This window comes from Parabacteroides sp. 20_3 (assembly GCF_964238835.1).
GTDB classification, from domain to species: Bacteria; Bacteroidota; Bacteroidia; order Bacteroidales; family Tannerellaceae; genus Parabacteroides; species Parabacteroides distasonis.
Genome location: NZ_CAXSNO010000005.1, coordinates 201,200 through 223,228, shown reverse-complemented (window position 1 = coordinate 223,228; position 22,029 = coordinate 201,200). Strand labels below are relative to the sequence as shown.

The 22,029-nt window shown below is 46.0% G+C and carries 22 protein-coding genes; 12 read left to right on the top strand and 10 right to left on the bottom strand.

Going from position 1 to position 22,029, the window contains the following annotated elements:
- The first annotated feature begins 5 nt into the window (after positions 1-5).
- From ACESPU_RS12250 to ACESPU_RS12215, 8 genes are all read left to right on the top strand, one after another.
- Positions 6-1,412: a di-heme oxidoredictase family protein gene (locus ACESPU_RS12250; RefSeq protein ID WP_005866749.1), complete on the top strand. Its 1,407-nt coding sequence runs from the start codon at positions 6-8 to the stop codon at positions 1,410-1,412.
- A gap of 22 nt (positions 1,413-1,434) precedes the next feature.
- Positions 1,435-2,670 carry a porin gene (locus ACESPU_RS12245; RefSeq protein WP_005866751.1) on the top strand — a complete coding sequence of 412 codons (1,236 nt, stop codon included), beginning with the start codon at positions 1,435-1,437 and terminating at the stop codon, positions 2,668-2,670.
- A gap of 9 nt (positions 2,671-2,679) precedes the next feature.
- On the top strand, positions 2,680-3,387 hold the full coding sequence (locus ACESPU_RS12240) for a hypothetical protein (protein ID WP_005866753.1): 708 nt from the start codon (positions 2,680-2,682) through the stop codon (positions 3,385-3,387).
- A gap of 11 nt (positions 3,388-3,398) precedes the next feature.
- On the top strand, positions 3,399-4,553 hold the full coding sequence (locus ACESPU_RS12235) for a Rid family hydrolase (RefSeq protein ID WP_008778471.1): 1,155 nt from the start codon (positions 3,399-3,401) through the stop codon (positions 4,551-4,553).
- Positions 4,554-4,635: 82 nt separating this feature from the next.
- The gene (locus ACESPU_RS12230) at positions 4,636-5,325 is read left to right on the top strand and encodes a hemerythrin domain-containing protein (RefSeq protein WP_010185248.1); all 690 of its coding nucleotides are present in this window, start codon (positions 4,636-4,638) and stop codon (positions 5,323-5,325) included.
- 10 nt (positions 5,326-5,335) lie between these two features.
- Complete coding sequence (locus tag ACESPU_RS12225) at positions 5,336-5,947, top strand: response regulator transcription factor (protein ID WP_005866756.1); 612 nt, start codon at positions 5,336-5,338, stop codon at positions 5,945-5,947.
- Between the two features lie 171 nt (positions 5,948-6,118).
- The gene (locus ACESPU_RS12220) at positions 6,119-6,685 is read left to right on the top strand and encodes a DUF3575 domain-containing protein (protein ID WP_005861186.1); all 567 of its coding nucleotides are present in this window, start codon (positions 6,119-6,121) and stop codon (positions 6,683-6,685) included.
- Between the two features lie 18 nt (positions 6,686-6,703).
- Positions 6,704-8,152, top strand: a complete 1,449-nt coding sequence (locus tag ACESPU_RS12215; RefSeq protein ID WP_217772372.1) for a DUF3868 domain-containing protein — start codon at positions 6,704-6,706, stop codon at positions 8,150-8,152.
- A gap of 60 nt (positions 8,153-8,212) precedes the next feature.
- Here the strand turns inward: ACESPU_RS12215 and ACESPU_RS12210 are convergent, their stop codons facing one another.
- Entirely contained in the window at positions 8,213-9,283 is a 1,071-nt protein-coding gene (locus tag ACESPU_RS12210) for a nitronate monooxygenase family protein (protein WP_005861189.1), read from the bottom strand.
- 255 nt (positions 9,284-9,538) lie between these two features.
- Here ACESPU_RS12210 and ACESPU_RS12205 point away from each other — a divergent pair, with 255 nt between their 5' ends.
- The gene (locus tag ACESPU_RS12205; RefSeq protein ID WP_129984396.1) at positions 9,539-10,825 is read left to right on the top strand and encodes a hypothetical protein; all 1,287 of its coding nucleotides are present in this window, start codon (positions 9,539-9,541) and stop codon (positions 10,823-10,825) included.
- 85 nt (positions 10,826-10,910) lie between these two features.
- A complete protein-coding gene (locus ACESPU_RS12200) occupies positions 10,911-11,729 on the top strand; it encodes a PstS family phosphate ABC transporter substrate-binding protein (RefSeq protein WP_005861193.1) in 819 nt (272 codons plus the stop codon).
- 47 nt (positions 11,730-11,776) lie between these two features.
- On the opposite strand, the gene ACESPU_RS12195 is transcribed toward ACESPU_RS12200, so the two are convergent.
- The 8 genes from ACESPU_RS12195 to rsmA all read right to left on the bottom strand — a co-directional run bounded on the left by ACESPU_RS12195 (position 11,777) and on the right by rsmA (position 17,722).
- Positions 11,777-12,556 (bottom strand): UDP-2,3-diacylglucosamine diphosphatase, encoded by a 780-nt coding sequence (locus ACESPU_RS12195; protein WP_373133386.1) that lies wholly within the window; start codon positions 12,554-12,556, stop codon positions 11,777-11,779.
- Positions 12,553-12,870, bottom strand: coding sequence for a metal-sulfur cluster assembly factor (locus ACESPU_RS12190; protein WP_005861198.1), 318 nt, complete (start codon positions 12,868-12,870; stop codon positions 12,553-12,555). The genes ACESPU_RS12195 and ACESPU_RS12190 overlap by 4 nt, the downstream gene beginning before the upstream one ends.
- Before the next feature lie 71 nt (positions 12,871-12,941).
- Entirely contained in the window at positions 12,942-13,649 is a 708-nt protein-coding gene (gene radC, locus ACESPU_RS12185; RefSeq protein WP_005866762.1) for a DNA repair protein RadC, read from the bottom strand.
- 85 nt (positions 13,650-13,734) lie between these two features.
- Positions 13,735-14,301 carry an elongation factor P gene (gene efp, locus ACESPU_RS12180; protein ID WP_005861200.1) on the bottom strand — a complete coding sequence of 189 codons (567 nt, stop codon included), beginning with the start codon at positions 14,299-14,301 and terminating at the stop codon, positions 13,735-13,737.
- A 100-nt stretch (positions 14,302-14,401) separates the two neighbouring features.
- Positions 14,402-15,106 (bottom strand): LrgB family protein, encoded by a 705-nt coding sequence (locus ACESPU_RS12175; RefSeq protein ID WP_005861201.1) that lies wholly within the window; start codon positions 15,104-15,106, stop codon positions 14,402-14,404.
- A gap of 3 nt (positions 15,107-15,109) precedes the next feature.
- Positions 15,110-15,448 (bottom strand): CidA/LrgA family protein, encoded by a 339-nt coding sequence (locus ACESPU_RS12170; protein ID WP_005861203.1) that lies wholly within the window; start codon positions 15,446-15,448, stop codon positions 15,110-15,112.
- A 111-nt stretch (positions 15,449-15,559) separates the two neighbouring features.
- Complete coding sequence (mgtE, locus tag ACESPU_RS12165; protein WP_005861206.1) at positions 15,560-16,906, bottom strand: magnesium transporter; 1,347 nt, start codon at positions 16,904-16,906, stop codon at positions 15,560-15,562.
- A 15-nt stretch (positions 16,907-16,921) separates the two neighbouring features.
- Positions 16,922-17,722, bottom strand: a complete 801-nt coding sequence (gene rsmA, locus ACESPU_RS12160) for a 16S rRNA (adenine(1518)-N(6)/adenine(1519)-N(6))-dimethyltransferase RsmA (RefSeq protein WP_005861207.1) — start codon at positions 17,720-17,722, stop codon at positions 16,922-16,924.
- A gap of 95 nt (positions 17,723-17,817) precedes the next feature.
- On the opposite strand from rsmA, the gene ACESPU_RS12155 reads away from it, so the two are divergent.
- Positions 17,818-18,831, top strand: coding sequence for a lysylphosphatidylglycerol synthase transmembrane domain-containing protein (locus ACESPU_RS12155; RefSeq protein WP_057326028.1), 1,014 nt, complete (start codon positions 17,818-17,820; stop codon positions 18,829-18,831).
- A 50-nt stretch (positions 18,832-18,881) separates the two neighbouring features.
- Positions 18,882-20,336 (top strand): aminoacyl-histidine dipeptidase, encoded by a 1,455-nt coding sequence (locus tag ACESPU_RS12150; protein WP_005866769.1) that lies wholly within the window; start codon positions 18,882-18,884, stop codon positions 20,334-20,336.
- A gap of 91 nt (positions 20,337-20,427) precedes the next feature.
- Here the strand turns inward: ACESPU_RS12150 and ACESPU_RS12145 are convergent, their stop codons facing one another.
- A complete protein-coding gene (locus tag ACESPU_RS12145) occupies positions 20,428-21,249 on the bottom strand; it encodes an Rpn family recombination-promoting nuclease/putative transposase (protein WP_022192533.1) in 822 nt (273 codons plus the stop codon).
- Positions 21,250-22,029: the final 780 nt, after the last annotated feature.

The window sequence follows — 22,029 nt, the reverse complement described above, 5'->3', positions numbered from 1 at the left end:
ATACGATGAAACGAAGATTACTTCTATTATTCGCTTTATCCGGTAGTCTGCTGTGTAGTTGCGAATCCGAGGACTTGGAAAATTGGCAGGTTAAGAAACCCAATGGGCAGGTAGCTTCCGAGAAGGAATTGTCCGCGGGTATCTCAACCATTTTCTCCAATGCCCCGGATGCGTACGATACGCAGGCAAACTGGGTTACGGGCGAATTAGAGACGCGATTTAATCGTGGTGATGGATTGTACGACGATGCTCGCGGTGTTGAGAATGTGGATGGTGGAGGACTAGGGCCGCTTTATGCCGGATATTCTTGCGGTTCCTGTCATAAAAGTACCGGGCGGACCCGTCCGGCTATAGCCGATGGAGGTTCCGGCCCCGGCTTCTCATCCATGCTTATTTATATATCACGTAAAAGTGGCGGCTATTTTCAAGATTACGGCCGGGTACTACATGATCAAGCGATATACGGAACGAAACCGGAGGGAAGGGTTAAGATTACTACTACTTCCCAAAAATATACGTTCCCCGATGGGGAGGAATATGAGTTGGTCACCCCTCATTATGAGATAAAGGAATGGTATGCTGATAGTATCCCGATGTCGGATTTACGGATTTCCGTACGTCAACCCTTACGGCATGTCGGAATGGGGCAGATGATGGCGCTCGACTTGGATATGCTAAAGCAGATCGCTGCTAAAAGCAATTATCCGGAATATGGTATTAGTGGACGTATAAACTATGTGACGGAAAAGGGAAAGAAGCAGATCGGTATCTCTGGTAATAAGGCGAATCATGCCGACTTAACGGTGGAATTGGGATTCTCTTCCGACCTCGGTGTAACGAACGATCGTTTCCCGCATGAGGTAGGAGAAGGACAGAGTAATATGATGGGTTTTGCCATGACCGGGGCGCAGGTCTCTACGGAAGATATGGAAGATGTGGATTTATACCTCCAGACCTTGGGGGTACCCGCCCGTCGGAATGTGGATGATCCTACGGTTCTTCAAGGAGAGCAACTTTTCTATCAAGCGAAATGTCATTTATGCCATGTGACTTCCTTGAAGACACGCCCTCGCGGATCTGTCCTTTTGAATAATACGGAATTGCCTCAATTAGGTAATCAGGTGATCCATCCTTATTCGGACTTTTTATTGCATGATATGGGGGTTGAGCTAGGGGATGATTATCCCAGTGGCTTGGCCAACGGTAATGAATGGAGGACTACCCCGTTATGGGGATTGGGATTACAAGAGGTCGTAAACGGCCATACCTATTATTTACATGATGGCCGTGCCCGGAACCTGACGGAGGCTATTATGTGGCATGGTGGGGAAGGGGCTGCGTCGCGTACCCTATTCTCTCGCATGACAAAAGACGAGCGGGCCGCTTTGATTAAATTCCTACAAAGTTTATGAATAAATAACGCATAGAATCGAAATGAAAAAAATATATAGGACGTTGCTTGTGGTGCTTCTATCAGCGGGTGTTTTCTCCGTGAAAGCTCAAGATACAAAGAAAGAGATGGATGATAAATATGTAGAGAACGATGTGGTTTCACTAGCGGGAAAGAAGGGCTTTTCCTTTTCTACCAAGGCTGGTGACTTTTTGTTTAAGCCCTATGCGTTGGTACAGGCAAGCGCTTGCTACAACCGGTATGACGACCAAGGGCTGGAAAGCCATTATGCCAAGAGCGTAGCGAACTCTGGTTTCGCGATCCCTAACGCTATTCTCGGTTTTACGGGTAAGGCTTTTGGACGGGTTACTTTCAATTTATCGCTGAATGCCGCTAAGAGTGGAGGGGCCTTATTGCAACAGGCTTGGTTCGACGTAGCGATCAAGGAATCGTTTCGTATCCGTGTCGGTAAGTTCAAGACACCGTTTATGCATGGCTATTTAAGTACTTTGGGGGAGACGTTGTTTCCGGTACTGCCTTATTCCGCTTCCCAATCCGTATTGCTTCCTTACGACGTGAATTATGTTATACCGAATATGTCCACGGGATTCGACTTGGGTGTACAGGTACATGGTTTGATCCATGATAAATGGAATTATCAAGTCGGTATTTTTAATGGTACGGGTATCGACGTGAATTTGGCGACTAAGACAAACTGCGATGATCATAAATGGTTGCCTTCGCTGTTATATGCGGGTCGTCTGGCCTTTATGCCGAAGGGGGAGATGCCAACGTCTCAAGGCTCGCCGGAGAATCTGAACGACGATAAGATGTCTATCGCCGTATCTGCCTCTTATAATGCGGAGGCTGAGTTCTTGACCAGTAGCGACACCCGTGTGGGCGTTGAGTTCGCATGGATCAAGAACCGCTGGTATGTAGCAGCCGAAGGTTATTATATGAATATGCATTTTACCAAGATCATGCAAAAGCCGGATAAGAATTTCTGGGGAGCTTACGCTCAATTGGGCTATTTCATCACTCCGAAATTACAGGGTGCTTTGCGATATGATTTCTATGATCGAAACGCTACGGATGAGGGTGGTTTGTTAAATATGCCCGCCGCTGGTTTGAATTATTATTTCTTTAATAATAATTTGAAACTACAGGTTATGTATCAATATTTAGGTCGTAGCGGTCATGCTACGCAGAATGACCGGGATGAGGACGCTATTGGATTGGCTCGTCACTCCGCTACGGCTATGTTGCAGTTCACGTTCTAATCTTTGGGTATGAAACTATATAGTCTATATATAATGTATGCCTTATTCCTGTTATTCGGGCTGGGTTGTGATGAGGGTAAGATTTATCCGGATGAGACGGTTGATTCCGGGCGAACCGCTACCGTGTCACTTTCTTTCACTGGCCTGAAAGCTTGGCCGAAGGAGAATATGCTCTCGTTATGCGCTTTTGGCGAGGATAAGTCGAAACCTTTGCAAACCCAGCGTATCAGTAAGCCGGCGGAAGACGGCAAAAGACTAAAACTCCGATTGAATAATGTCACTCCGGATACGAGGAGTATAGAGGTCGCTGTGATTAGTAGGGGATTGCGGTTGGTTTACTCCTATTATACGTCTCCGGTGGATGATTCGGACGAACCGCTTGATTTGTCTGTGGGCGAATTGGATTTAGCGAGCTTCAAACGTGTACAAGCGCAGGTGTTCGACTTGAATTGCCTGTCTTGTCATGGCGGGGGATCGGGATTGGCCGGTCAGCTGGATCTTAGGGACGATGTAGCCTATAAATCCTTAGTGAATGTCAAGGCGCCCCTTTCGGAAGAGGGTAAGAACTACGTGACCCCGGGTGATATAAACGATAGTTTCTTGCTGGATATATTGGAGGATAATCCGGTACATAAGGATATGTTCAATAGTTCCGGGAAACAGGAGGTCCTTGCTTTGATCCAAGGTTGGATCTTAGGAGGGGCATTGGATAATTGATAAGAAAGAAAATGATGAATTATACGAGAAAAATAGATACGGATAAAGCGGTAGAGGTTCAGATCTCTTCATTCACGGGCAAAGGTGGAACAACGGAATATCAGGTGATGGTATCGATTACAGACCCTTGTTTGTCTTTCGTGGAGCAATTGCAAAACCTTTTGCGGGTTTATGTGACTGTCGTGAAGGAAGAGCTATCGAATGACGCTACCGCCGTTTTCCGCCGTTATTTTTTAAGTGACGCGGCTAATCAGACGGATAGCGTGATGGAGTGGGAGTGCGAGAGCGCCTTTTGTCCGCTCTCTATCGTGCAGCAACCGCCTTTGAATGGAACAAAGATCGCTATGTGGACTTATTTGCAAACGGGCATGTCGGTACAAACGTACGATTCCGGTTTACTGGAAGCGTCGCATAACGGTTATAGGCACCTCTGGGGGGGAGGTGCCTTCAATAAGGCGGCCAATTCGGAATACCAGATCCGGCTTTTATTGAATGACTATGTGATGCAATTGATGGGGCAGCGTTGTACGTTGGCCTCTCATTGTGTCCGTACTTGGTTCTTTGTGCAAAACGTAGACGTGAATTACGCCGGTGTGGTGAAAGCCCGGAAAGAAGTTTTTATCACGCAGAATCTTACGGAGAAGACGCATTATATCGCTAGTACGGGTATCGAGGGACGTCATGCCGATCCCTCGGTGTTGGTACAGATGGACAGTTATGCGGTGGATGGGTTGGAGCCGGGACAGATTCAGTTCCTTTACGCTCCCACGCACTTGAATCCTACTTATGAATATGGAGTAACCTTCGAGCGGGGTACGGCTGTTACGTATGGGGATCGTAAACAGGTCTTCATCTCGGGTACGGCGAGTATAGATAACCGGGGAGAGATTGTCTATCCGGGCGATATCGTAAAACAAACCGAGCGGATGATGGAAAATATCAGCGTGTTGCTGAAAGAGGCGGACGCTACTACTCGTGATATTACGCAGGCGATCACCTATTTGAGAGATATGGCTGATTATGCGGTGGTTAAGAAGTATTTTGAGGCGCATTACCCGGATTTGCCACATTTGATAGTCTTGGCCCCCGTTTGCCGTCCCGGATGGTTGATAGAGACTGAGTGTATAGCGGTCGTGCCGACGGAGTCGTCCTTTAAGCCTTTGTGAAATAATAATAAATGTACGAGATATGGAAGAAAAAGGAGTATATTTGGCTATTCAAACACCAAGACAAGTTAGAAAGAAGCCTATGTATAAAAATGGAATGTACCGGGAAACCGATAAAATGAGTGATCTGATCTGCGAGAACTATCCGATGGTTTTAGTCATGAGCCGTTTTGGTATAGCGCTCGGGTTCGGAGAGAAGAATATCGGGGAGGTTTGCCGGCAGAATGGGGTGGATGCTTGTACTTTCCTGACGGTCGTGAATTTCTTGGTCGAGGAAGTGAATACGCCTGTCGAGAATATCAGCAAATGCCTGTCGATCGAGAACTTGATCCGCTATTTGCATAATGCCCATGATTACTTCTTGAACTTCCGCTTGCCACATATCCGTCGTAAATTGGTAGACGCTATATCCGGGTGCCCGGAGGATGTCGCTTTTGTGATCACGAAGTTTTTCGATGAGTATGCGGAGGAGGTAAATAAACATATGTCTTATGAGGAACGTGCTGTTTTCCCTTATGTCCGTAATTTGTTGGAAGGAAAGAGAGATCCGAAATACAATATTACGATCTTCCGCAAGCGTCATGATCAGATCGAGATGAAGATCACGGAGTTGAAAAATATCCTGATCAAATACTATCCGGGAGCGGGTACGAATATGCTGAATAGTGTCTTGTTCGATATTTTTGCCACGGAGGAAGACTTGGCTTCACATACCCGTGTGGAGGATTATTTGTTTGTACCGGCCATATTGGCTTTGGAAAAACAATTATAAGCATGAATCGATGAGTACAAATCTAAAGATTGCGATAGCCGAACCTTCTGTTATCATAAGGAGCGGACTGGAGAACCTGTTGAAACGGTTACCGGGTTTCCGTATCCAGATGGTGGAGATTCATTCGGTGGAATCTCTTTTCGACTCGCTTCGTATGCACAAACCGGATGTGTTGATCGTGAATCCGGCTTTGCCCGGCTATTTCACGTTGCAGCATTTGAAGGAGGAAAGCGGCTGTGCCGAGATGAAATGTATCGCTTTATTATATTCTGTCTCAGACAGTGTGTTATTGCGTTCTTATGATGAACAAATTAACATATACGATAGCGCTGATGAGATCAAGCACAAATTGGAACGGTTGAACGCCGAGGTACTTCCGGATGACGAGCCGGAAGGGGATGACGAGCAACAATCGTTAAGCTCGAGGGAAAAAGAGATCGTAGTCTGCGTCGTGAAGGGAATGACAAACCGGGAGATAGCGGATCGTTTGTTTCTTTCTACGCATACGGTCATCACCCACCGCCGTAATATCGCTCGGAAACTTCAAATTCATAGTGCTAGCGGTCTTACGATCTATGCGATTGTCAATAAGCTGGTCGAATTAGGCGACATCAAGCAGTAATCGTATATTTATAAGTAAGTTAAAGGGAATGTGGATAAGCGATAAAAGCGCCTTCCGCATTCCCTTTACTATTAATATAATTAAATTTAATGATCATATCTTATTAACGCTTATCGAAAACTAAAACCCGTTTATTCCTGTTTCTTCTTCAAATCATTAAGCTTATAAGAAATGAAGAAAGCATTTTTACTTGGATTAGCATTGTTATTTTCCTTATCTATGAGCGCACAGCATTTCGCGTTGAAGAACAATCTTCTCTACGATGCGACTACGACTCCGAACTTAGGATTCGAGGTGGGCTTAAGCAAAAAGGTTACATTGGATGTCTCGGCGGGATATAATCCTTTCAAGTTCAATGACGGTAAGAAACTGAAGCATTGGCTTGTCATGCCGGAAGTGCGTTATTGGACTTGCGAGAAATTCAACGGTACGTTTATTGGCGTGCATGCGTTGGGCGGACAGTATAATATCGCTGGGATTAAATTACCCTTTGGCATATTCCCTAATTTGAAGGACCATCGTTATGATGGTTATTTGTACGGTGGCGGACTTACGTTGGGACATCAATGGATACTGAATAAGCGTTGGAGTATAGAAGCCGCTATCGGCGCCGGTTATGCCCGTGTACATTATGATAAGTATAATTGCGGGGAATGTGGCTCCAAGATCGAGACCAAGAACTCGAACTATTGGGGTGTAACGAAAGCGGCCCTTTCTATCATTTATTTTATCCACTAAAAAACGATCTAGAGAGATATGAGACATTTATTGAGTATATGTATCGCTTTATTGTTCCTCGGAGGTGTGAGCCTACAGGCACAGAACGGTGTGCGAGGAACTGTTAGTTTCGAGAATGTAAGCGCAAAGAAGGACGGAAGCCAGCTTATGATGAATTTTACGACCAATCTGAGCAATCTGCGTTTGAAATCCCAAGAGATGGTCATCCTGACACCGGTATTGCAATCGGTGGATAAATCGCAGTCTTACCAGTTTAACCCGATCGTGATTACCGGGCGGGCACGTATGAAGGCGTTGAACCGTGAGTTGGGTTTCAATAGTTATGAATTTCCCCAAACTCCTAGCTTGATTATCCGTCAGACGAAGAAGGGGCCGGAATTGATTCCGGTGGAATTGTCCGTACCCTATGCGGGATGGATGCGAAACGCTACCTTGATGGTGGATGAGAATACCACGGGATGCGCTTCTTGTGAGGTCTCAAATGACATCTATGGGGTGATGAGCCGTGTATTGCCTCCGTTAGCCCCTCCCGTTTATGAGCTTAGCTATGTTACTCCTCCGGTAGAGCCAGTGAAACAACGGAGCGAGACGCATTCCGCTTATTTAAACTTTGAGGTAGGCAAGTCCGTATTGTTACGTGATTTCAAGGATAACGCTACCGTGCTGAATGAGGTGAATAAGATTGTAACGGAAGTCCGTAACGATAAGAATCTTAGCTTTACCGAATTTAAGGTTACCGGATACGCTTCCCCGGAAGGTGGCTACGATTATAATATGAGATTGTCCGAGAGTCGTGCCAAGGCTTTTGTCGCTTACATGAAAGATAAGGAGAAGATGGACCCTTCCTTGATGAAAGTAAATTGGATGGGTGAGGATTGGATCGGATTGCGTCAAGAGGTTACGAAATCGGATTTGGCGAATAAGAAGGAGATTCTGGAGATCTTGGATATTCAAGATATAAACAAGCGCAAGGCTAAACTACATGCCTTGAACGGAGGTCGGACGTATAAGATATTATTGGATAAATACTATCCTCCTTTAAGACGTATTGATTATACCTTGGCTTATATCGCACGTCCGTTCGACGTGAACGAGGCCAAGCAAGTGATCAAGACGAAACCTCAATATTTAAGTTTGAATGAGATGTTCTTGGTAGCCAATTCTTATGATAAAGGTAGCGATCAGTTCAAGGAGGTATTCGATATTGCCGTTCGTCTTTATCCGACCGACCCGATCGCTCAATTAAATACGGCGGCCCTTGAGATTGAGACTGGTGCTTACGATCCGGCCATCAATCGTTTGCAAGGTATTAATTTGCCGGAAGCATGGAATAACCTAGGTGTCGCTTATGCGATGAAGAAGGATTATACGACCGCTATGCAATATTTCGATCAAGCTGCCCAAGCCGGCGTGCAAGATGCCGCTGCGAACCGGGATGAGCTGGCTGCTTGGTTAGCCGAGCAATAATGGAGATACTTACCTTCGAATATAAAAAAAAGCCCCCGTTCCCGGAGGCTTTTTTTGTGCTTATAATTTCGCTTTCCATTCATTCATCAACTCGGTAATGGTTTCTCGTACCGAAGTGATCTTATTCGCTCGCCAAGCGTTACTGCCGGCGAAAGCGTATCCATTCTCGAAATTCCCTTTGAAGGCGTTGTATAAGGCGGTGACGATACAATACGGGCTGCGTGATATATCGCACGTCTTGATACAGTTGAAGGGACAAGCTTTCGGTTGCTTGATTCCCGCCTTTACTTTCTCAAGGAAACTGCAATGGATGGCTCGTCCGGGCATGCCGACGGGACTTTTGATGATCTCTATGTCCTTCTCCTCGGCCTGTATATAGGTCTGTTTGAAGGCTTCCGAGGCATCGCATTCCGTGGTGGTAACGAACCGGGTTCCTAACTGAACGCCTGATGCTCCAAGGTCTATCATGCGTTTGATATCTTCACCCGTATAAATGCCTCCTGCCGCGATTACCGGGATCTTTTTGTCGTATTTCTGCTCGAAATGAGAGACTTCCTCTACGACTTGAGGTAATAATTCTTCCAATGAGAAATGCTGGTCTTCCAACTGGTTTTCCTTATATCCCAGATGTCCACCCGCTTTCGGGCCTTCTAGTACCACCGCATCCGGAAGATAATCATAGTTATTCTTCCATTTCTCGCAGATGATACGTACGGCACGTGCGCTGGAAACGATGGGAACCAGCTTGGTGACGCTATCTTTCTTGAGGAAAGAAGGCAAGTCCAAAGGCAGTCCAGCACCGCTGAAAATGATGTCTACCTTTTCCGCTATACTGGTCTTCACCAGTTCAGCGAAGTCGGAAAGAGCTACCATTACGTTTACGCCGATGATACCTTTCGCTTTTTCCCGGGCCTTGCGGATCTCTTCCGCTAACCCAAGATTCCCAGCTTCCGTATAATTGCTGGGTGACAATTTCTTATATAAAAGTCCGAGACCGGCTGCGGAGATAACGCCGATCCCACCTTCATTTGCGACGGCCGAGGCTAAGCCGGAAAGAGAGATGCCTACGCCCATTCCACCTTGGATGATTGGAATACGAGCCTTTAGGTCTCCGATTGTTAATGTCTTCATTAAAAAAATAAATATAGTGTTTCAATAATCGAGGCAAAGGTAGCACAATATCCCAATAAATGTGCGAAATGGACCAGAATTATCGCGCAAATATTCTAGTCATGTGCAATGTATGGAACGAACCGATTATTTTATGTAAATTCGTCCCTGAATAATTAGGCAAGACGTCTGTAACAGGATTGTAATGTATGTGAAACGGGTGTGAAACAGGAGCGTTGTAACTTTGCGACGCAAATATAGTTTTTATAGTTAGGAATGAAATTAGGAAAAGTTATAGCGCTCATGTTAGTGCTGCTTCCATTCAGTATGGGAGCGCAGGAGGTGGATCAGTCGGTGGAAAAACGTATCGATTCCTTGGCTACGGAAGTGACTACCTTGGATAAGGTAGTCCAGAAGCTAAGCAAATTCAATGTTTCCGCTTATATCCAAGGACAATACCAATATGGACAGGAGGACGCTACCTTGAAGGTGGGCGATAAGAACGAGAACTTGGATAAAGGGTTTAACCGGATCGGTATCCGCCGGGGCCGTATGAAGTTCGAGTACAATGATGGGATCGGAACAGGTGCTGTCCAGATCGAGGTGAATGATAAGGGAGTAAGTTTCCGTGATCTGTATATCGGTATCAAGGACCCTTGGACGAAGCGTAGCCAGTTGATGGCTGGTGTGTTCAACCGTCCTTTCGGTTATGAGGTCTGTTATTCCACGAGTTCTCTCGAATCTCCGGAGAGAGCGACTATTATCCAGTATTTCTTCCCGGATGAGCGTGACTTGGGAGCGATGCTTACCTTACGTACCAAGACTACCAGCCCATTGAGTTTCTTGCGATTGGATGCCGGTCTGTTTGCCGGAAACAGTATCAACCGGGAGACGGATAGCCGGAAAGATTTCATCGGGCGTCTGGGTGCCGAGAAGGCGATAGGCGACTGGGGAAAATGGGGAGCCGGTTTCTCCTATTACCATGGTTTTGTCTACAACCCGACTACCGAGGCGTATGAGATGCGTGGCAATCATTTCGTTAAGAGGGATATGGGAGAGACGGGTACTTATATGAAGCGCCAGTATTTAGGTTTGGATGGACAGTTTAGTTTTCTTTCATCTTTAGGAAAGACCACTCTCCGTGCGGAAGGTTTGATCGGTACCCAACCCGGTATTGCCGGAAGCAGTAAAAGCCCTAACTACAGTACCCGACCGGAGAATTTGCCGGAAAATTCTTTGTTCAAGCGCCCTTTCCTTGGTTACTTCTTTTATTTGGTACAGGATATAGGTGCCTCTCCTTTCTCCGCCGTATTGAAATATGACGTTTACGATCCGAATACGAAGGTGAGTGGAAATGAGGTCGGGGCGGAAAATAGCTTCACCTCAAAAACCGATTTGGCTCAAAGCACGATAGGTATCGGCGGTATCTATAATTTCAATAAACATATCCGTCTACAAGCTTACTACGAGTTTAACTTCAATGAGAAAAGTAACCTCGTGAAGGGCTACGAGAACGACCGGAAGGATAATGTATTGACAGTCCGTCTTCAATATAAGTTTTAATTCATAGGATTGTAATATCTGTTTCATCCCATTGAAATACCGAAGTATTTATTTTGTATCGTAAATAAAAGATAAATACAAAGTAATGAAGAAGACGATTTTATTAGCTGCCATGGCAGCGTGTTTGTTTGCTACGAATGTGTTTGCCCAGAAGATAAAGGGTAGCGATACTTGTTTGCCTCTTACCCAGACTGAAGCCGAGAATTTCATGAATAAGAACAAAGCTGCTAAGATAACGGTGACGGGTGGTGGCTCCGGCGTGGGGATCTCCGCTTTGATGGAAGGCACTACGGATATAGCGATGGCTTCCCGTAAGATGAAATTCGACGAGCGCATGAAGTTGCAAGAAGCCGGAAAGAAGACGAAAGAGGAGGTGATCGCCTATGACGCTCTGGCTGTTGTCGTGCATCCTTCCAACAAGGTATCCAATCTGACCCGGGAGCAATTGGAAGGCATTTTTACCGGCAAGATCAAGAATTGGAAAGAAGTGGGTGGTGCGGATATGAAGATCGTGGCCTATTCCCGCGAGACTTCTTCCGGAACCTACGAGTTCTTCAAGGAGAGCGTGTTGAAAAATAAGAACTATATGAACGGTATCTTGAGCATGCCGGCTACAGGTGCCATTATCCAAAGCGTAAGCCAGACGAAAGGAGCCATTGGCTATGTAGGTCTTGCTTATTTGAATAAAGAAGTGAAGCCGATCCATGTATCGTATGATGCCGGAAAATCCTACGTGGAGCCTTCGTTGGAGAACGCAAGGAATAAGACCTATCCGGTTGTCCGTCCGTTGTTCTACTACTATGAGACGAAGAATGCCTCAAAGGTGCGACCGTTCATCGATTATGTGATGTCTGCCGAAGGACAAGCTACGGTGAAGAAGGTTGGTTATATCCCGGTAAAGTAAGCGGAGAATCCGGACAGCGTTGTATGAGCACATCATACAACGCTGTCTTATGTGTTGGGATAAGATTGTCCGTCCGTCTCTTCCAGAAACTGATCCATATACAGATTCTCGCCATCCCATACGATATAAGAGAAGAATTGCATCCAATCCCCGGCTATGAGAATACGGGAGGTACGGCTTAACATCAAGTCCAACATGATGTGGCGATGGCCGAAAATGAAGAAGTTTATATCGGGATGCGTCTTTAGATATTCCTTGGCGAAAACAACCATATATTCAGCGTCTTCCCCTTGATACTTTTTAGCCTCTTGCTTTTCCAGTCCACTCTTCCGGCTGTTGAGCGACCAACCTAAAGCGAACCCGAACGTCCAGCGGGGATGTATTCCCGCGTATAGCCATTGGCAGAACTTGTTTCGGAAAATGGCCCTGATCAGACGGAATGCCTTACTCCGGAAATCTACCTCATCGCCATGCCCGAGGAAGAAACGTTTCCCCAATAAATCGACTGTCAAGGTATCCCGATGGATGATGGCGCCTATCTCTTTCGGCAAGTAGTCGAACATCCAGATGTCATGGTTACCGATAAAGATATGTATTTCTATGCCTCTGTCCACTAACTCGGCCAATTTCCCCAGAAAACGTACATGGCCTTTCGGCACGACGTATTTGTATTCGTACCAATAGTCGAATAGATCTCCCAGAAACCAAATGGCGGAAGCGTCTTCCTTGATGCTATCCAGCCAACGTACCAGTTTCTTTTCGATGGCTAAAGGGTCCTTGTGGAAACGGGCTCCCAGATGTGCGTCTGAGGCGAAATATATTTTCATAGAAAACCTAATTCCAGTTTAGCCTCCTCCGTCATCATGTCCTTGTCCCATTCCGGCTCGAAGACGAGGTTTACCTCTACATTGTTCACCCCATCGACCGCTTCTACCTTCATACGGACATCTTCCAATATGAAATCGGCCGCCGGACAGTTCGGGGCGGTGAGGGTCATATCGATGCGTACATTTTTTTCCTCATCGATATCTACCTTATATATAAGCCCAAGATCGTATACGTTTACGGGTATTTCCGGGTCGTATACCGTCTTCAGCATAGCGACGATCGCTTCTTCTGTTTGGAGAAATTCGTTGTTCATCTTCTTTTGTTTTATACGCGAATATACATTAATACTTCTATATACTAAACCGGGGGAAAAGAGAATTTGTTTCACCGGACCAGCCTTCCTTCATCCGCATAGCTATAATAACCGCTATCGGACAGGATGATATGGTCCAGTATCCTAATATCCATCAGCTTCGCCGCCTTTTGGATACGCTCGGTCAAGGCATCGTCGTGCGTACTGGGGCGGAGGCTGCCGGATGGATGATTATGGCATAGGATTATACCGGAGGCCAAGGCGTTGATCGCCGCTTTTAATACCAAACGGATATCCACGGAAGTCTGGTTTACTCCGCCCTGACTGATTTTTACCTTTTGTATCACCTTATTTAAGGGATTGGTTAGAGCGATCCAGAGTTCCTCATAAGGTAAATCGCATAGTTGGGTACGGAATAGGAGATAGGAGTCTTTGCTGCTTCGGATAGCATCTTGAGGAGACGCCTCTGAGGTTTCCCGCCGTTTCCCTAGTTCCATAGCGGCGCAGATCGTGACCGCCTTCGCCTCTCCGATACCTTTAAAGCCGGAAGTTAATTCTTTGATGGAACGTTTACCCAATGTATTCAGATTGTTGTTTACGGAGTGAAGTATCCGTTGAGAGAGTTGTACGGCCGTCTCCTCATTGTTGCCGGATCCGATCAGTATGGCGATCAATTCGGCATCGCTTAATACGGAAGCGCCTTTTTGAAGCATTTTCTCACGGGGCCTGTCTTCTTCGGCCCATTCCTTGATGGAAAGTTTTCCTGTCTTTTCTTTCATAGTCGGGAAAGGTTTATGATTTGGTTAAAAAAATAGTTCCCGCCTGCTTATCAAGCGGGAACCGTATATTTTGACAAGACCCGGATTACTCGCGGATACGGCCTACGTAAGAACCATCAGTCGTATTGATCTCGATAACCTCGCCCTCGTTGATGAACAACGGAACGCGAACTTCCGCACCAGTCTCTACGGTTGCCGGTTTCAAGGTGTTAGTAGCAGTGTCACCTTTAATACCCGGTTCTGTATAAGTAACTTTTAATTGAACTTTTGTAGGCATGTCGGCGAAAAGAACCGTATCGGTAGATGCATCAGAAACAACGTCTACAATTTCTCCCTCTTTCATGAAATCAACGCCGTTGATCAAGTTTTTGTCGATGATCACGTCATCGAATGTCTCTTGGTTCATGAAATGATAATGCTCGCCTTCCGTATAAGTGAACTGATACGGGCGACGTTCTACGCGTACATCTTCCAACTTCTCACCGATATTGAAACGACGCTCGATCTGACCGCCTTTTACAACATCTTTCAATGTGGTACGCATGATGGTATTACCTTTACCCGGTTTTACGTGAAGGAAATCGACGCAGAAATAGAGTTTTCCGTCCAAACGGATACAAGTTCCTTTCTTAATGTCTTGTGAATTGATCATATTTATTTTCTTTATTTATATATGTTATAGAGTAATCCGTAACGTTTTTCGGGTGCAAAAGTAGTACATTCCTGCTAAAGTAGCAAAAAGTTTTGCGTATTTATATGGAAAAATAGTTGCAAATCAACCGAATAACCGGAACCAAGACCGCTGTCATGATACCCATCAAGCCAATCGCCAGTCCGCTTAATGCTCCTTCGATGGCCCCGATTTGAATGGCCGCTGCTGTTCCTACTCCATGGGAGGAAGCCCCTAACGCCAGTCCTTTAGCGATATGGCTATCTATTCCCAGTACCCTCATCACGATAGGGCCCACTATACTGCCAAAGATTCCTACCGCTACGACGATGACGGCGGTAAGTGAAGGTATGCCGCCCGCTTTCTCCGCTATCCCCATAGCGATCGGGGTGGTGACGGATTTCGGCTGGAGCGTGGCGATCAACGCTTGGTCGGCTCCCATCAATTTACCGATGATGATTACGCTTACGATTCCGACAATGGCCCCGACAAATACGGAAGTCAAGATCGAAACGACATTTCCCTTTAGATATTGGATTTGCTCATATAACACATAGCCAAGGGCCACTACGGAAGGCCCCAGCATAAAATGGATCAAATGACTGCTTTGCTGGAACGACTCATATTGAATGCCTAGGACTTCCAGTACCACGATAATCACGAAGATGGTCGTAAGCAAAGGATGCAAAAGACTGATATGGACTTTCTTGTAAAGAGCCAAGGAAGTCAGGTAGGTACCAATTACCAAGGTAAGAGCGAAAATCTCGGAATGCGCCAGATTATCCATGGTCTATTTTCCCTTTTCCAGTTTTTGTTGCACCAACGCTACGCTGGCGATGACTAAAATTGTACTTACTACGGAAGCGATCAGCAGGACTGCCCAATACTCGGAGATGATCCCGAAGGAATTCATAAGCCCTACACCAGCTGGAACGAAGAATAATCCCATGTTTTGGGTAAGAACCGTGGAAAGACGTTTCACCTTTTCAGGTTTTACTTTCTTGAACGCGAGGGCTAAAAATAATAGCACCATCCCAATTACGCTACCCGGTATGAAACCGTCGATAAAGTAGCTGATAAACTCTCCCGTGAAATAGAAGAAGAGAATGTAAAATGCTTCTGTTAGCATAGTTTTTCTACCTTTTTTGATAACCGCTACAAAGATAACAGCTATTTCGTAGATATGTTCTATAACATATTATTTTAACATAATAGGGGCGGGGTTCGCCCACCCGTGGCATCAAGCTAACGCGGAAGTAATGAACATATAAATCATCATACCGATAATATCGTTGGTAATGGTGATAAACGGTCCGGTCGCCAAGGCCGGATCTATCTTCATCTTATCTAAGGTCATGGGAACTAACGTGCCGAATATACTGGCGAACATTACGACGGCGAATAGGCTTAAAGATACGGAGGCCGTAATCCCCCGGTCTCCCAGCATGAAGAAGTTGTAAATGAACACGACCAGACTGATAATGCTGGCATTGATTAACGAGACTACGGACTCTTTTAGGATTTGCGGTACGATATTCCCTTCCTTCAAGGTATTGTTTGCCAAGCCTTGTACCACGATAGCGGAAGATTGTATGCCTACGTTTCCACCGGTACCACCGATCAGCGGGATAAATAGCGCCATCTTCGGGTTAGTGGCGAAACTGCTCTCGAAACCACCGAGGATAACGGAGTTTCCCAATCCTCCGATCATGCCGATCAGCAGCCAAGGTAGGCGGGCGGCGGTTTGGGTGAATACATTATCCGAGGTTTCCACGTCTTGCGAGATACCGGATGCCAACTGGTAATCACGCTCGTGTTGCTCGCGTACCTCATCCATAACGTCATCGATCGTGATACGTCCTACCAGACGTCCGATACTATCGACTACGGGCAAGGCTACCAAGTCGTATTTCTCGATCGTCTCCGTAACCTCCTCGATACTGTCGCTGTCGCGAACGGAGATCGGGTCTTTTTTCATGACGTGCTTGATCTTGGAGACAGATGGGTGGGTGATCAGTTTCTGCAAGGGGAGCACACCTTTCAAGCGCTCGTCGTCATCCACTACATATACATAATAGATCTCGCTCATCTCCTCCGCTTGCTTGCGCATCTCGTCGATACATTTGGGCATACTCCAATTCTCGTTCACCACGATCATCTCGGTACCCATCAAACCGCCGGCGGTGTCCTCGTCGTATTTCAACAAGTCCACGATATCACCGGCCTGCTCTACGTCCTCGATATGCGAAAGGATCTCCTCTTGGGTATCCTCGTCCAACTCACGCATCAAGTCAACGGCATCATCCGTTTCCATGTTATCGACGAAACGCTTGGCGATAAGCTCATTGGGAAGTTCCTTCAATAATTTATGACGGTCTTCCTCATCCAGCTCCATCAAGACATCCGCCGCTTTGTCGCCATCCATCAATAGATAGAGATAAATGGCCTCTTGCAAGTTCAGTTCTTGATAAAGCTCGGCTATATCGGCAGGATATAGTTCATGAAGTACCTCCTGTGCCTTCGCATCATCTTTGGCCTCGATGATGCTTTTCAGGTTCTCGATGTAATCTTTCGTCAGTTCGATCATTGGACTCTTATATTATTATAGGACATCACCAGCCTGCTTCTCCAGATGCTTTTGGCTGATCAAGGTCAGTTCCACGAATTGCTCCACGGATAACTGTTCCGGGCGCTTGTCGAATATCGGCAAGGCGTAATCCGGGCAATCTTTACCCAATAGGGGTTTCATGGAATTACGAAGCGTTTTCCTTCGTTGGTTGAATGAGGTCTTTACTACGGTCTTGAATAACTTCTCGTCGCATCCCAGCTCCTTGCGGTCGTTACGAGTCATTTTCAATACGGCGCTTTTCACTTTTGGAGGCGGATCGAATACTTTCTCACTGACGGTAAAGAGGTATTCCACGTCGTACCAAGCTTGGAGCAATACGCTCAAGATTCCGTACGTCTTGCTACCGGGACCCGCCGCTAGGCGTTCCGCTACCTCTTTTTGTAACATCCCCGAGCAGCAGGGAATCTGGTCCTTATAATCGAGGACCTTGAAGAATATCTGGCTGGAGATATTATAGGGATAATTACCGATCACACAAAACTGCCCCGGAAATAGCTTCGAGAGATCCAATTTCAGGAAATCCTCGGCGATGATACGTCCTTTCAGATCGGGGAAATTCTGGTTCAGGTAATCTACGGATTCCATGTCCAACTCGACAACGGTTAAATCATGTCCCGCCTCCAGCAAGAACTGGGTAAGGACTCCCATTCCCGGTCCGATTTCCAAGACCGGCAAGGATTTGAAAGTATCGAGTGTGTCCGCAATGCGCTGTGCTATTTGCAGATCCTTTAGGAAATGTTGCCCTAATGCTTTTTTTGGCTTAACTAATCTCATCCACTTTTCGGTGTAATGTGTTTGTTTTTAAATATTATGCTTATCTTTGCGGATGCACAAAAGTACAATAAATAATTTAAAGTTCCCTATACCTAATGGATTTTAAGAGCATTCTACGTACGTTTCTGAAGATAATTCTACCTTTAGCCTTCGGCTGTTTACTCCTTTGGTTTTTGTATCGGAAAATGGATATCACTGAGATTTGGCGAGTAGTCAAGGAGGGGGTTCGTTATGATATTATTCTGGTTTCTTTACTGTTCGGCTTGTTCGCCAATATCGTCCGTGGCTTACGGTGGGGGTTGCTGATCAGTTCCTTGGGCGAGCGCTTCAAGATGAGTAACGTGATTTACGCTGTGCTGGGTAATTACGCCGTGAATCTGGTGTTGCCCCGTGTCGGCGAGGTATGGCGTTGCGGCATGATCACGAAATACGATAAGATCTCGTTTACCAAGCTTTTAGGTACCTTATTGATCGACCGTGTGAGCGATACGATCATGGTCGGTTTGATAACCTTGATGATATTCATATTTAATATAAGCTTCTTTACGAGTTTCTTCGCTAAGAACCCGGCTTTGCTCGAAGGGTTCCAATCCATGTTTAATTCGATATGGATTTACGTGGCGGTGATAATTTTTGTCGCTGTAATTTGGTTTGTATTCACTTATATGAGTAACTTTACGCTGGTACAGAAAGCCAAAGGCATGTTGAAGAATGTATGGACCGGTATGAAGAGTATCTGGTACATGGAGCATAAGATGCGTTTCGTGATAGAGACGTTATTGATTTGGGGAGGTTATTTCTGTTACTTTTATATTACGTTCTATGCTTTCGACTTTACCAAGGACTTGGGTATCGTGGTCGGGCTGATCACGTTTACGATGAGTAGTATCGGCGTGGCGGTGCCTGTTCAAGGTGGTATCGGACCATGGCATTTCATGGTGATCGCTACCTTGGTTTGTTTTGGCGTGAACGAGAATGACGCGGCGGCGTTCGCCTTGGTCGTTCATACGGTACAGACGGTATGGACTGGATTGTGCGGATTATTCGGCGTGGTGGCTTTGCCGCTCACCAACCGGGAGAACAAAGAGGCTCCGGTCGTTGTTTCGTGATGAATACAAGATATGTATTAAATATGAACTGAACTAAATTATTAACATCTATGTCAGCAGAAATCAAAGATCTATCTCCGAAGCATGTATGGGGTTATTTTTATGACCTTACGCAAATCCCCCGTCCGACCGGACATATGGAGGCAGTAACCCGTTTTATGATATCCTTTGGTAAAGGATTGGGACTGGAAACCCTGCAAGATGAGGTGGGTAACGTATTGATCCGTAAGCCGGCTACGCCCGGAATGGAAGGTCGTAAGACCGTGACATTGCAGTCTCATCTGGATATGGTTCCCCAAAAAAACTCTTCCGTAAAGCATGATTTCGAGAAAGATCCGATCGACGCTTACATAGACGGTGATTGGGTGACGGCCCGTGAGACGACTTTGGGGGCGGACAATGGCATGGGCGCCGCTCTGGCGATGGCCGTGTTGGCGGACAATAGCTTGCGTCACGGACCGATCGAGGCCCTGTTTACGATTGATGAGGAACAGGGAATGGACGGCGCTTTCGGCTTGAAGCCGCATTTCTTAAAGGGTGATATTTTATTGAATTGTGATTCCGAGAAGGAAGGGGAGTTGTTCGTAGGTTGCGCAGGTGGCGCTAACGTGAATGTCTCTTTCCAATTTAAGGAGGATACTTATATTCCGGAAGGTGACGTGGCTGTCAAGGTTAGCTTGGCTGGCTTGAAAGGTGGTCATTCCGGTGTGGATATTCATTTAGGGCGTGCGAACGCGAATAAGTTGATCTTCCGTTTCTTGAAAGAGGCGGTATGCGATTATGGCGCTCGTTTGTCTTCTGTGGCGGGTGGTTCCTTGCCTAACGCAATCCCTCGTGAGGCTTTTGCCGTGATAACGATTCCGGGTGATAACGTGGAGTCTCTTTGGGAGCTAGTGGCTGATTACCAAGATATGTTCCGTACGGAGTATATGGGTGTGGAGGATAAGATCGATTTCGTCGCGGAGATGGTTGAATTGCCGTCTACGTTGATTCCGGAGGAGATACAGGATGATTTGATCAATGCGATCGAGGGTTGCCAGAATGGTGTGATTAGCATGTTGCATGATTTCCCGGGTACGGTTGAGTCTTCCTCTAACTTGGCGATCGTGAAGACATCTGATGAGTTGATCGAGGTGAAAATCTTGGTGCGTAGCTCATCCGAGTCTCGCAGGGATTCTGTTTGCTCAAGTCTGGAAAGTGTATTCGCTTTGGCAGGGGCTAAGGTGGAGGAGTCCGGTCATTATAATGGCTGGCAGCCTAATATCAATTCCCCGATCTTGAACTTGATGAAATCTACCTATCTGGATTTATTTGGTAAGGAACCTGAGGTGAAGGTGATGCATGCCGGATTGGAATGCGGTATCATCCAAGGTGCTTATCCGGATATGGATATGGTTTCTATCGGACCGGATTTGGAATATCCGCACTCACCGGACGAGCGAGTGAATATTCATTCCGTACAGAAGATCTGGGAGTTTATTACAGCTACATTGGAGAGAATCTAAGGATCTCTTTCCTTATAGATATTAAACAAGCCCTCCAGCCTTTGTTCTTCTAACCATTCGGTTAGCGAGAATAGGACTGGAGAGTTTATTTTTATAGTTTCTCTATATCCTCAAGAGAGAGCCCAGTGTATTTTTGGATAATTGAGTGGGATAATCCATCCGCTTTCATGTTGCGGGCCGTAGATTCTTTCCCTTTCAATATCCCTTTCTCCTCTGCGTAATCGATCGTATTCTTATAATCCCTGTATCGTTTCAGAGCCTCGTCGTATTGTATGCGTTCTTCCTTGCTGAGGTTTGCCACGTCGGCTACTTCCAGCAACTTATCGAAGACCGCCTTTTTCGCCTTGAACGGCATTCTCTCTAAAGTGTCCATATGCTTCAATAAATAAATCCAACGTTCAAAATCATTCTCGCACTCGTCCGGTTCTTTTTGGAAGTAAGGCAGCTCGAGATAGACTTGCCGTATCCTGTCGCTAAACATCCTTCCGGTTTCCCGGTCCGCCAATATAACATCGGTCCGGAACTTTGAGTTCACGTCCATCTTGTAATTAAGTAGGAATACCCCGTATACGGGTTGTAACACGAATTTCCAGTCCTTCCCTTTTTGTCCTTGGTTACTGATGGCCCTCGCCAGATAGTACAGTCCCCTGTCGTGGAAATAGGGTTGTGCCCCGGTTTGCATCTCAACGACGAATAGGTTTCCGTTGCTGTCCTTGCAATGCACGTCAAAAACGATTCCCCTGTCATCCAGCGTCTCGGGGGTCTGAATCGGGTTAAGGAACGTGATATCCTCAATGTAGTGCTCTCCGAAGAACAACTGGTTCAGGAAATCGATTAGTAACTCCTTGTGTACCTCCTGCCCGAATATCCGGTGAAAGCCGAAATCGGTGAAGGGATTGATAAATTTTCCCATAGTGCTTATAGGTTTAAATGATTAAATGATTAAATGATTAAACGGATGATCCTATCTCATCCTTTGCGGTAAAGATACGCTTTTTTTTAAAAGGAGGCAGGGCTGGTGTGCCAAAAGTTTCACTTTTGTGAGATTTGAGTGTTTTTTGAAAATACGGGAAACATGTGCTTTACAGGCCCTGATAACCAAGAAACGGGCCCTCTCATTGGCTGCTGAAGTGAATAACTGACGGCTTGTCGAGTGAATAACTGGCGGCTATACCTAGCCGCTAACTGACGGCTTGGGAAGTGAATAACTAATCACTTGGAAAGCCTTTTTATACCGGAACCAACAAGGTCTTCTCAGCGACTTTTGGGGTGCGCTTCAGTTATCCTGCGGGGCTTTTCTATGTCGATTATTCTATTGTAGCCCTTGCGGATGGATGGTAAGCGAAGCGGCGATAATCATGACAGTTTGTGCGAAACAAGGCTGTTTGTGTGACATACCTCTTCTTTGGAGAAGTCTAACCAGAGAGAAGTAATAGGTGAAAAGGGCCTTTTTGTCTCTTATTTATAGGTAAAAGGTCGCTTTTCCGGTGAGAAAGGTGGTGTTTGCCCACGCGAATATATGCGTTAGCCGACGCAACCGTATGCGTTAGGTGATACATACGGTAGTAATCCCCATCGCATACGATAGAAATAGCCTTCACATACGGGTGAATTACAGGTTTTAGCCTTAAGAATATGAATTAGGATGAATAATTTTCGCTAGAAAGAAAGGGCATATTCCGTTATCTTGTTA

Bases quoted from the DNA above. Each gene is read 5' to 3' on its own strand.
- ACESPU_RS12250 (WP_005866749.1), top strand. From the start codon at position 6: ATGAAACGAAGATTACTTCTATTATTCGCTTTATCCGGTAGTCTGCTG.
- ACESPU_RS12245 (WP_005866751.1), top strand. From the start codon at position 1,435: ATGAAAAAAATATATAGGACGTTGCTTGTGGTGCTTCTATCAGCGGGT.
- ACESPU_RS12240 (WP_005866753.1), top strand. From the start codon at position 2,680: ATGAAACTATATAGTCTATATATAATGTATGCCTTATTCCTGTTATTC.
- ACESPU_RS12235 (WP_008778471.1), top strand. From the start codon at position 3,399: ATGATGAATTATACGAGAAAAATAGATACGGATAAAGCGGTAGAGGTT.
- ACESPU_RS12230 (WP_010185248.1), top strand. From the start codon at position 4,636: ATGTATAAAAATGGAATGTACCGGGAAACCGATAAAATGAGTGATCTG.
- ACESPU_RS12225 (WP_005866756.1), top strand. From the start codon at position 5,336: ATGAGTACAAATCTAAAGATTGCGATAGCCGAACCTTCTGTTATCATA.
- ACESPU_RS12220 (WP_005861186.1), top strand. From the start codon at position 6,119: ATGAAGAAAGCATTTTTACTTGGATTAGCATTGTTATTTTCCTTATCT.
- ACESPU_RS12215 (WP_217772372.1), top strand. From the start codon at position 6,704: ATGAGACATTTATTGAGTATATGTATCGCTTTATTGTTCCTCGGAGGT.
- ACESPU_RS12210 (WP_005861189.1), bottom strand. From the start codon at position 9,283: ATGAAGACATTAACAATCGGAGACCTAAAGGCTCGTATTCCAATCATC.
- ACESPU_RS12205 (WP_129984396.1), top strand. From the start codon at position 9,539: ATGAAATTAGGAAAAGTTATAGCGCTCATGTTAGTGCTGCTTCCATTC.
- ACESPU_RS12200 (WP_005861193.1), top strand. From the start codon at position 10,911: ATGAAGAAGACGATTTTATTAGCTGCCATGGCAGCGTGTTTGTTTGCT.
- ACESPU_RS12195 (WP_373133386.1), bottom strand. From the start codon at position 12,556: ATGAAAATATATTTCGCCTCAGACGCACATCTGGGAGCCCGTTTCCAC.
- ACESPU_RS12190 (WP_005861198.1), bottom strand. From the start codon at position 12,870: ATGAACAACGAATTTCTCCAAACAGAAGAAGCGATCGTCGCTATGCTG.
- radC (WP_005866762.1), bottom strand. From the start codon at position 13,649: ATGAAAGAAAAGACAGGAAAACTTTCCATCAAGGAATGGGCCGAAGAA.
- efp (WP_005861200.1), bottom strand. From the start codon at position 14,301: ATGATCAATTCACAAGACATTAAGAAAGGAACTTGTATCCGTTTGGAC.
- ACESPU_RS12175 (WP_005861201.1), bottom strand. From the start codon at position 15,106: ATGGATAATCTGGCGCATTCCGAGATTTTCGCTCTTACCTTGGTAATT.
- ACESPU_RS12170 (WP_005861203.1), bottom strand. From the start codon at position 15,448: ATGCTAACAGAAGCATTTTACATTCTCTTCTTCTATTTCACGGGAGAG.
- mgtE (WP_005861206.1), bottom strand. From the start codon at position 16,906: ATGATCGAACTGACGAAAGATTACATCGAGAACCTGAAAAGCATCATC.
- rsmA (WP_005861207.1), bottom strand. From the start codon at position 17,722: ATGAGATTAGTTAAGCCAAAAAAAGCATTAGGGCAACATTTCCTAAAG.
- ACESPU_RS12155 (WP_057326028.1), top strand. From the start codon at position 17,818: ATGGATTTTAAGAGCATTCTACGTACGTTTCTGAAGATAATTCTACCT.
- ACESPU_RS12150 (WP_005866769.1), top strand. From the start codon at position 18,882: ATGTCAGCAGAAATCAAAGATCTATCTCCGAAGCATGTATGGGGTTAT.
- ACESPU_RS12145 (WP_022192533.1), bottom strand. From the start codon at position 21,249: ATGGGAAAATTTATCAATCCCTTCACCGATTTCGGCTTTCACCGGATA.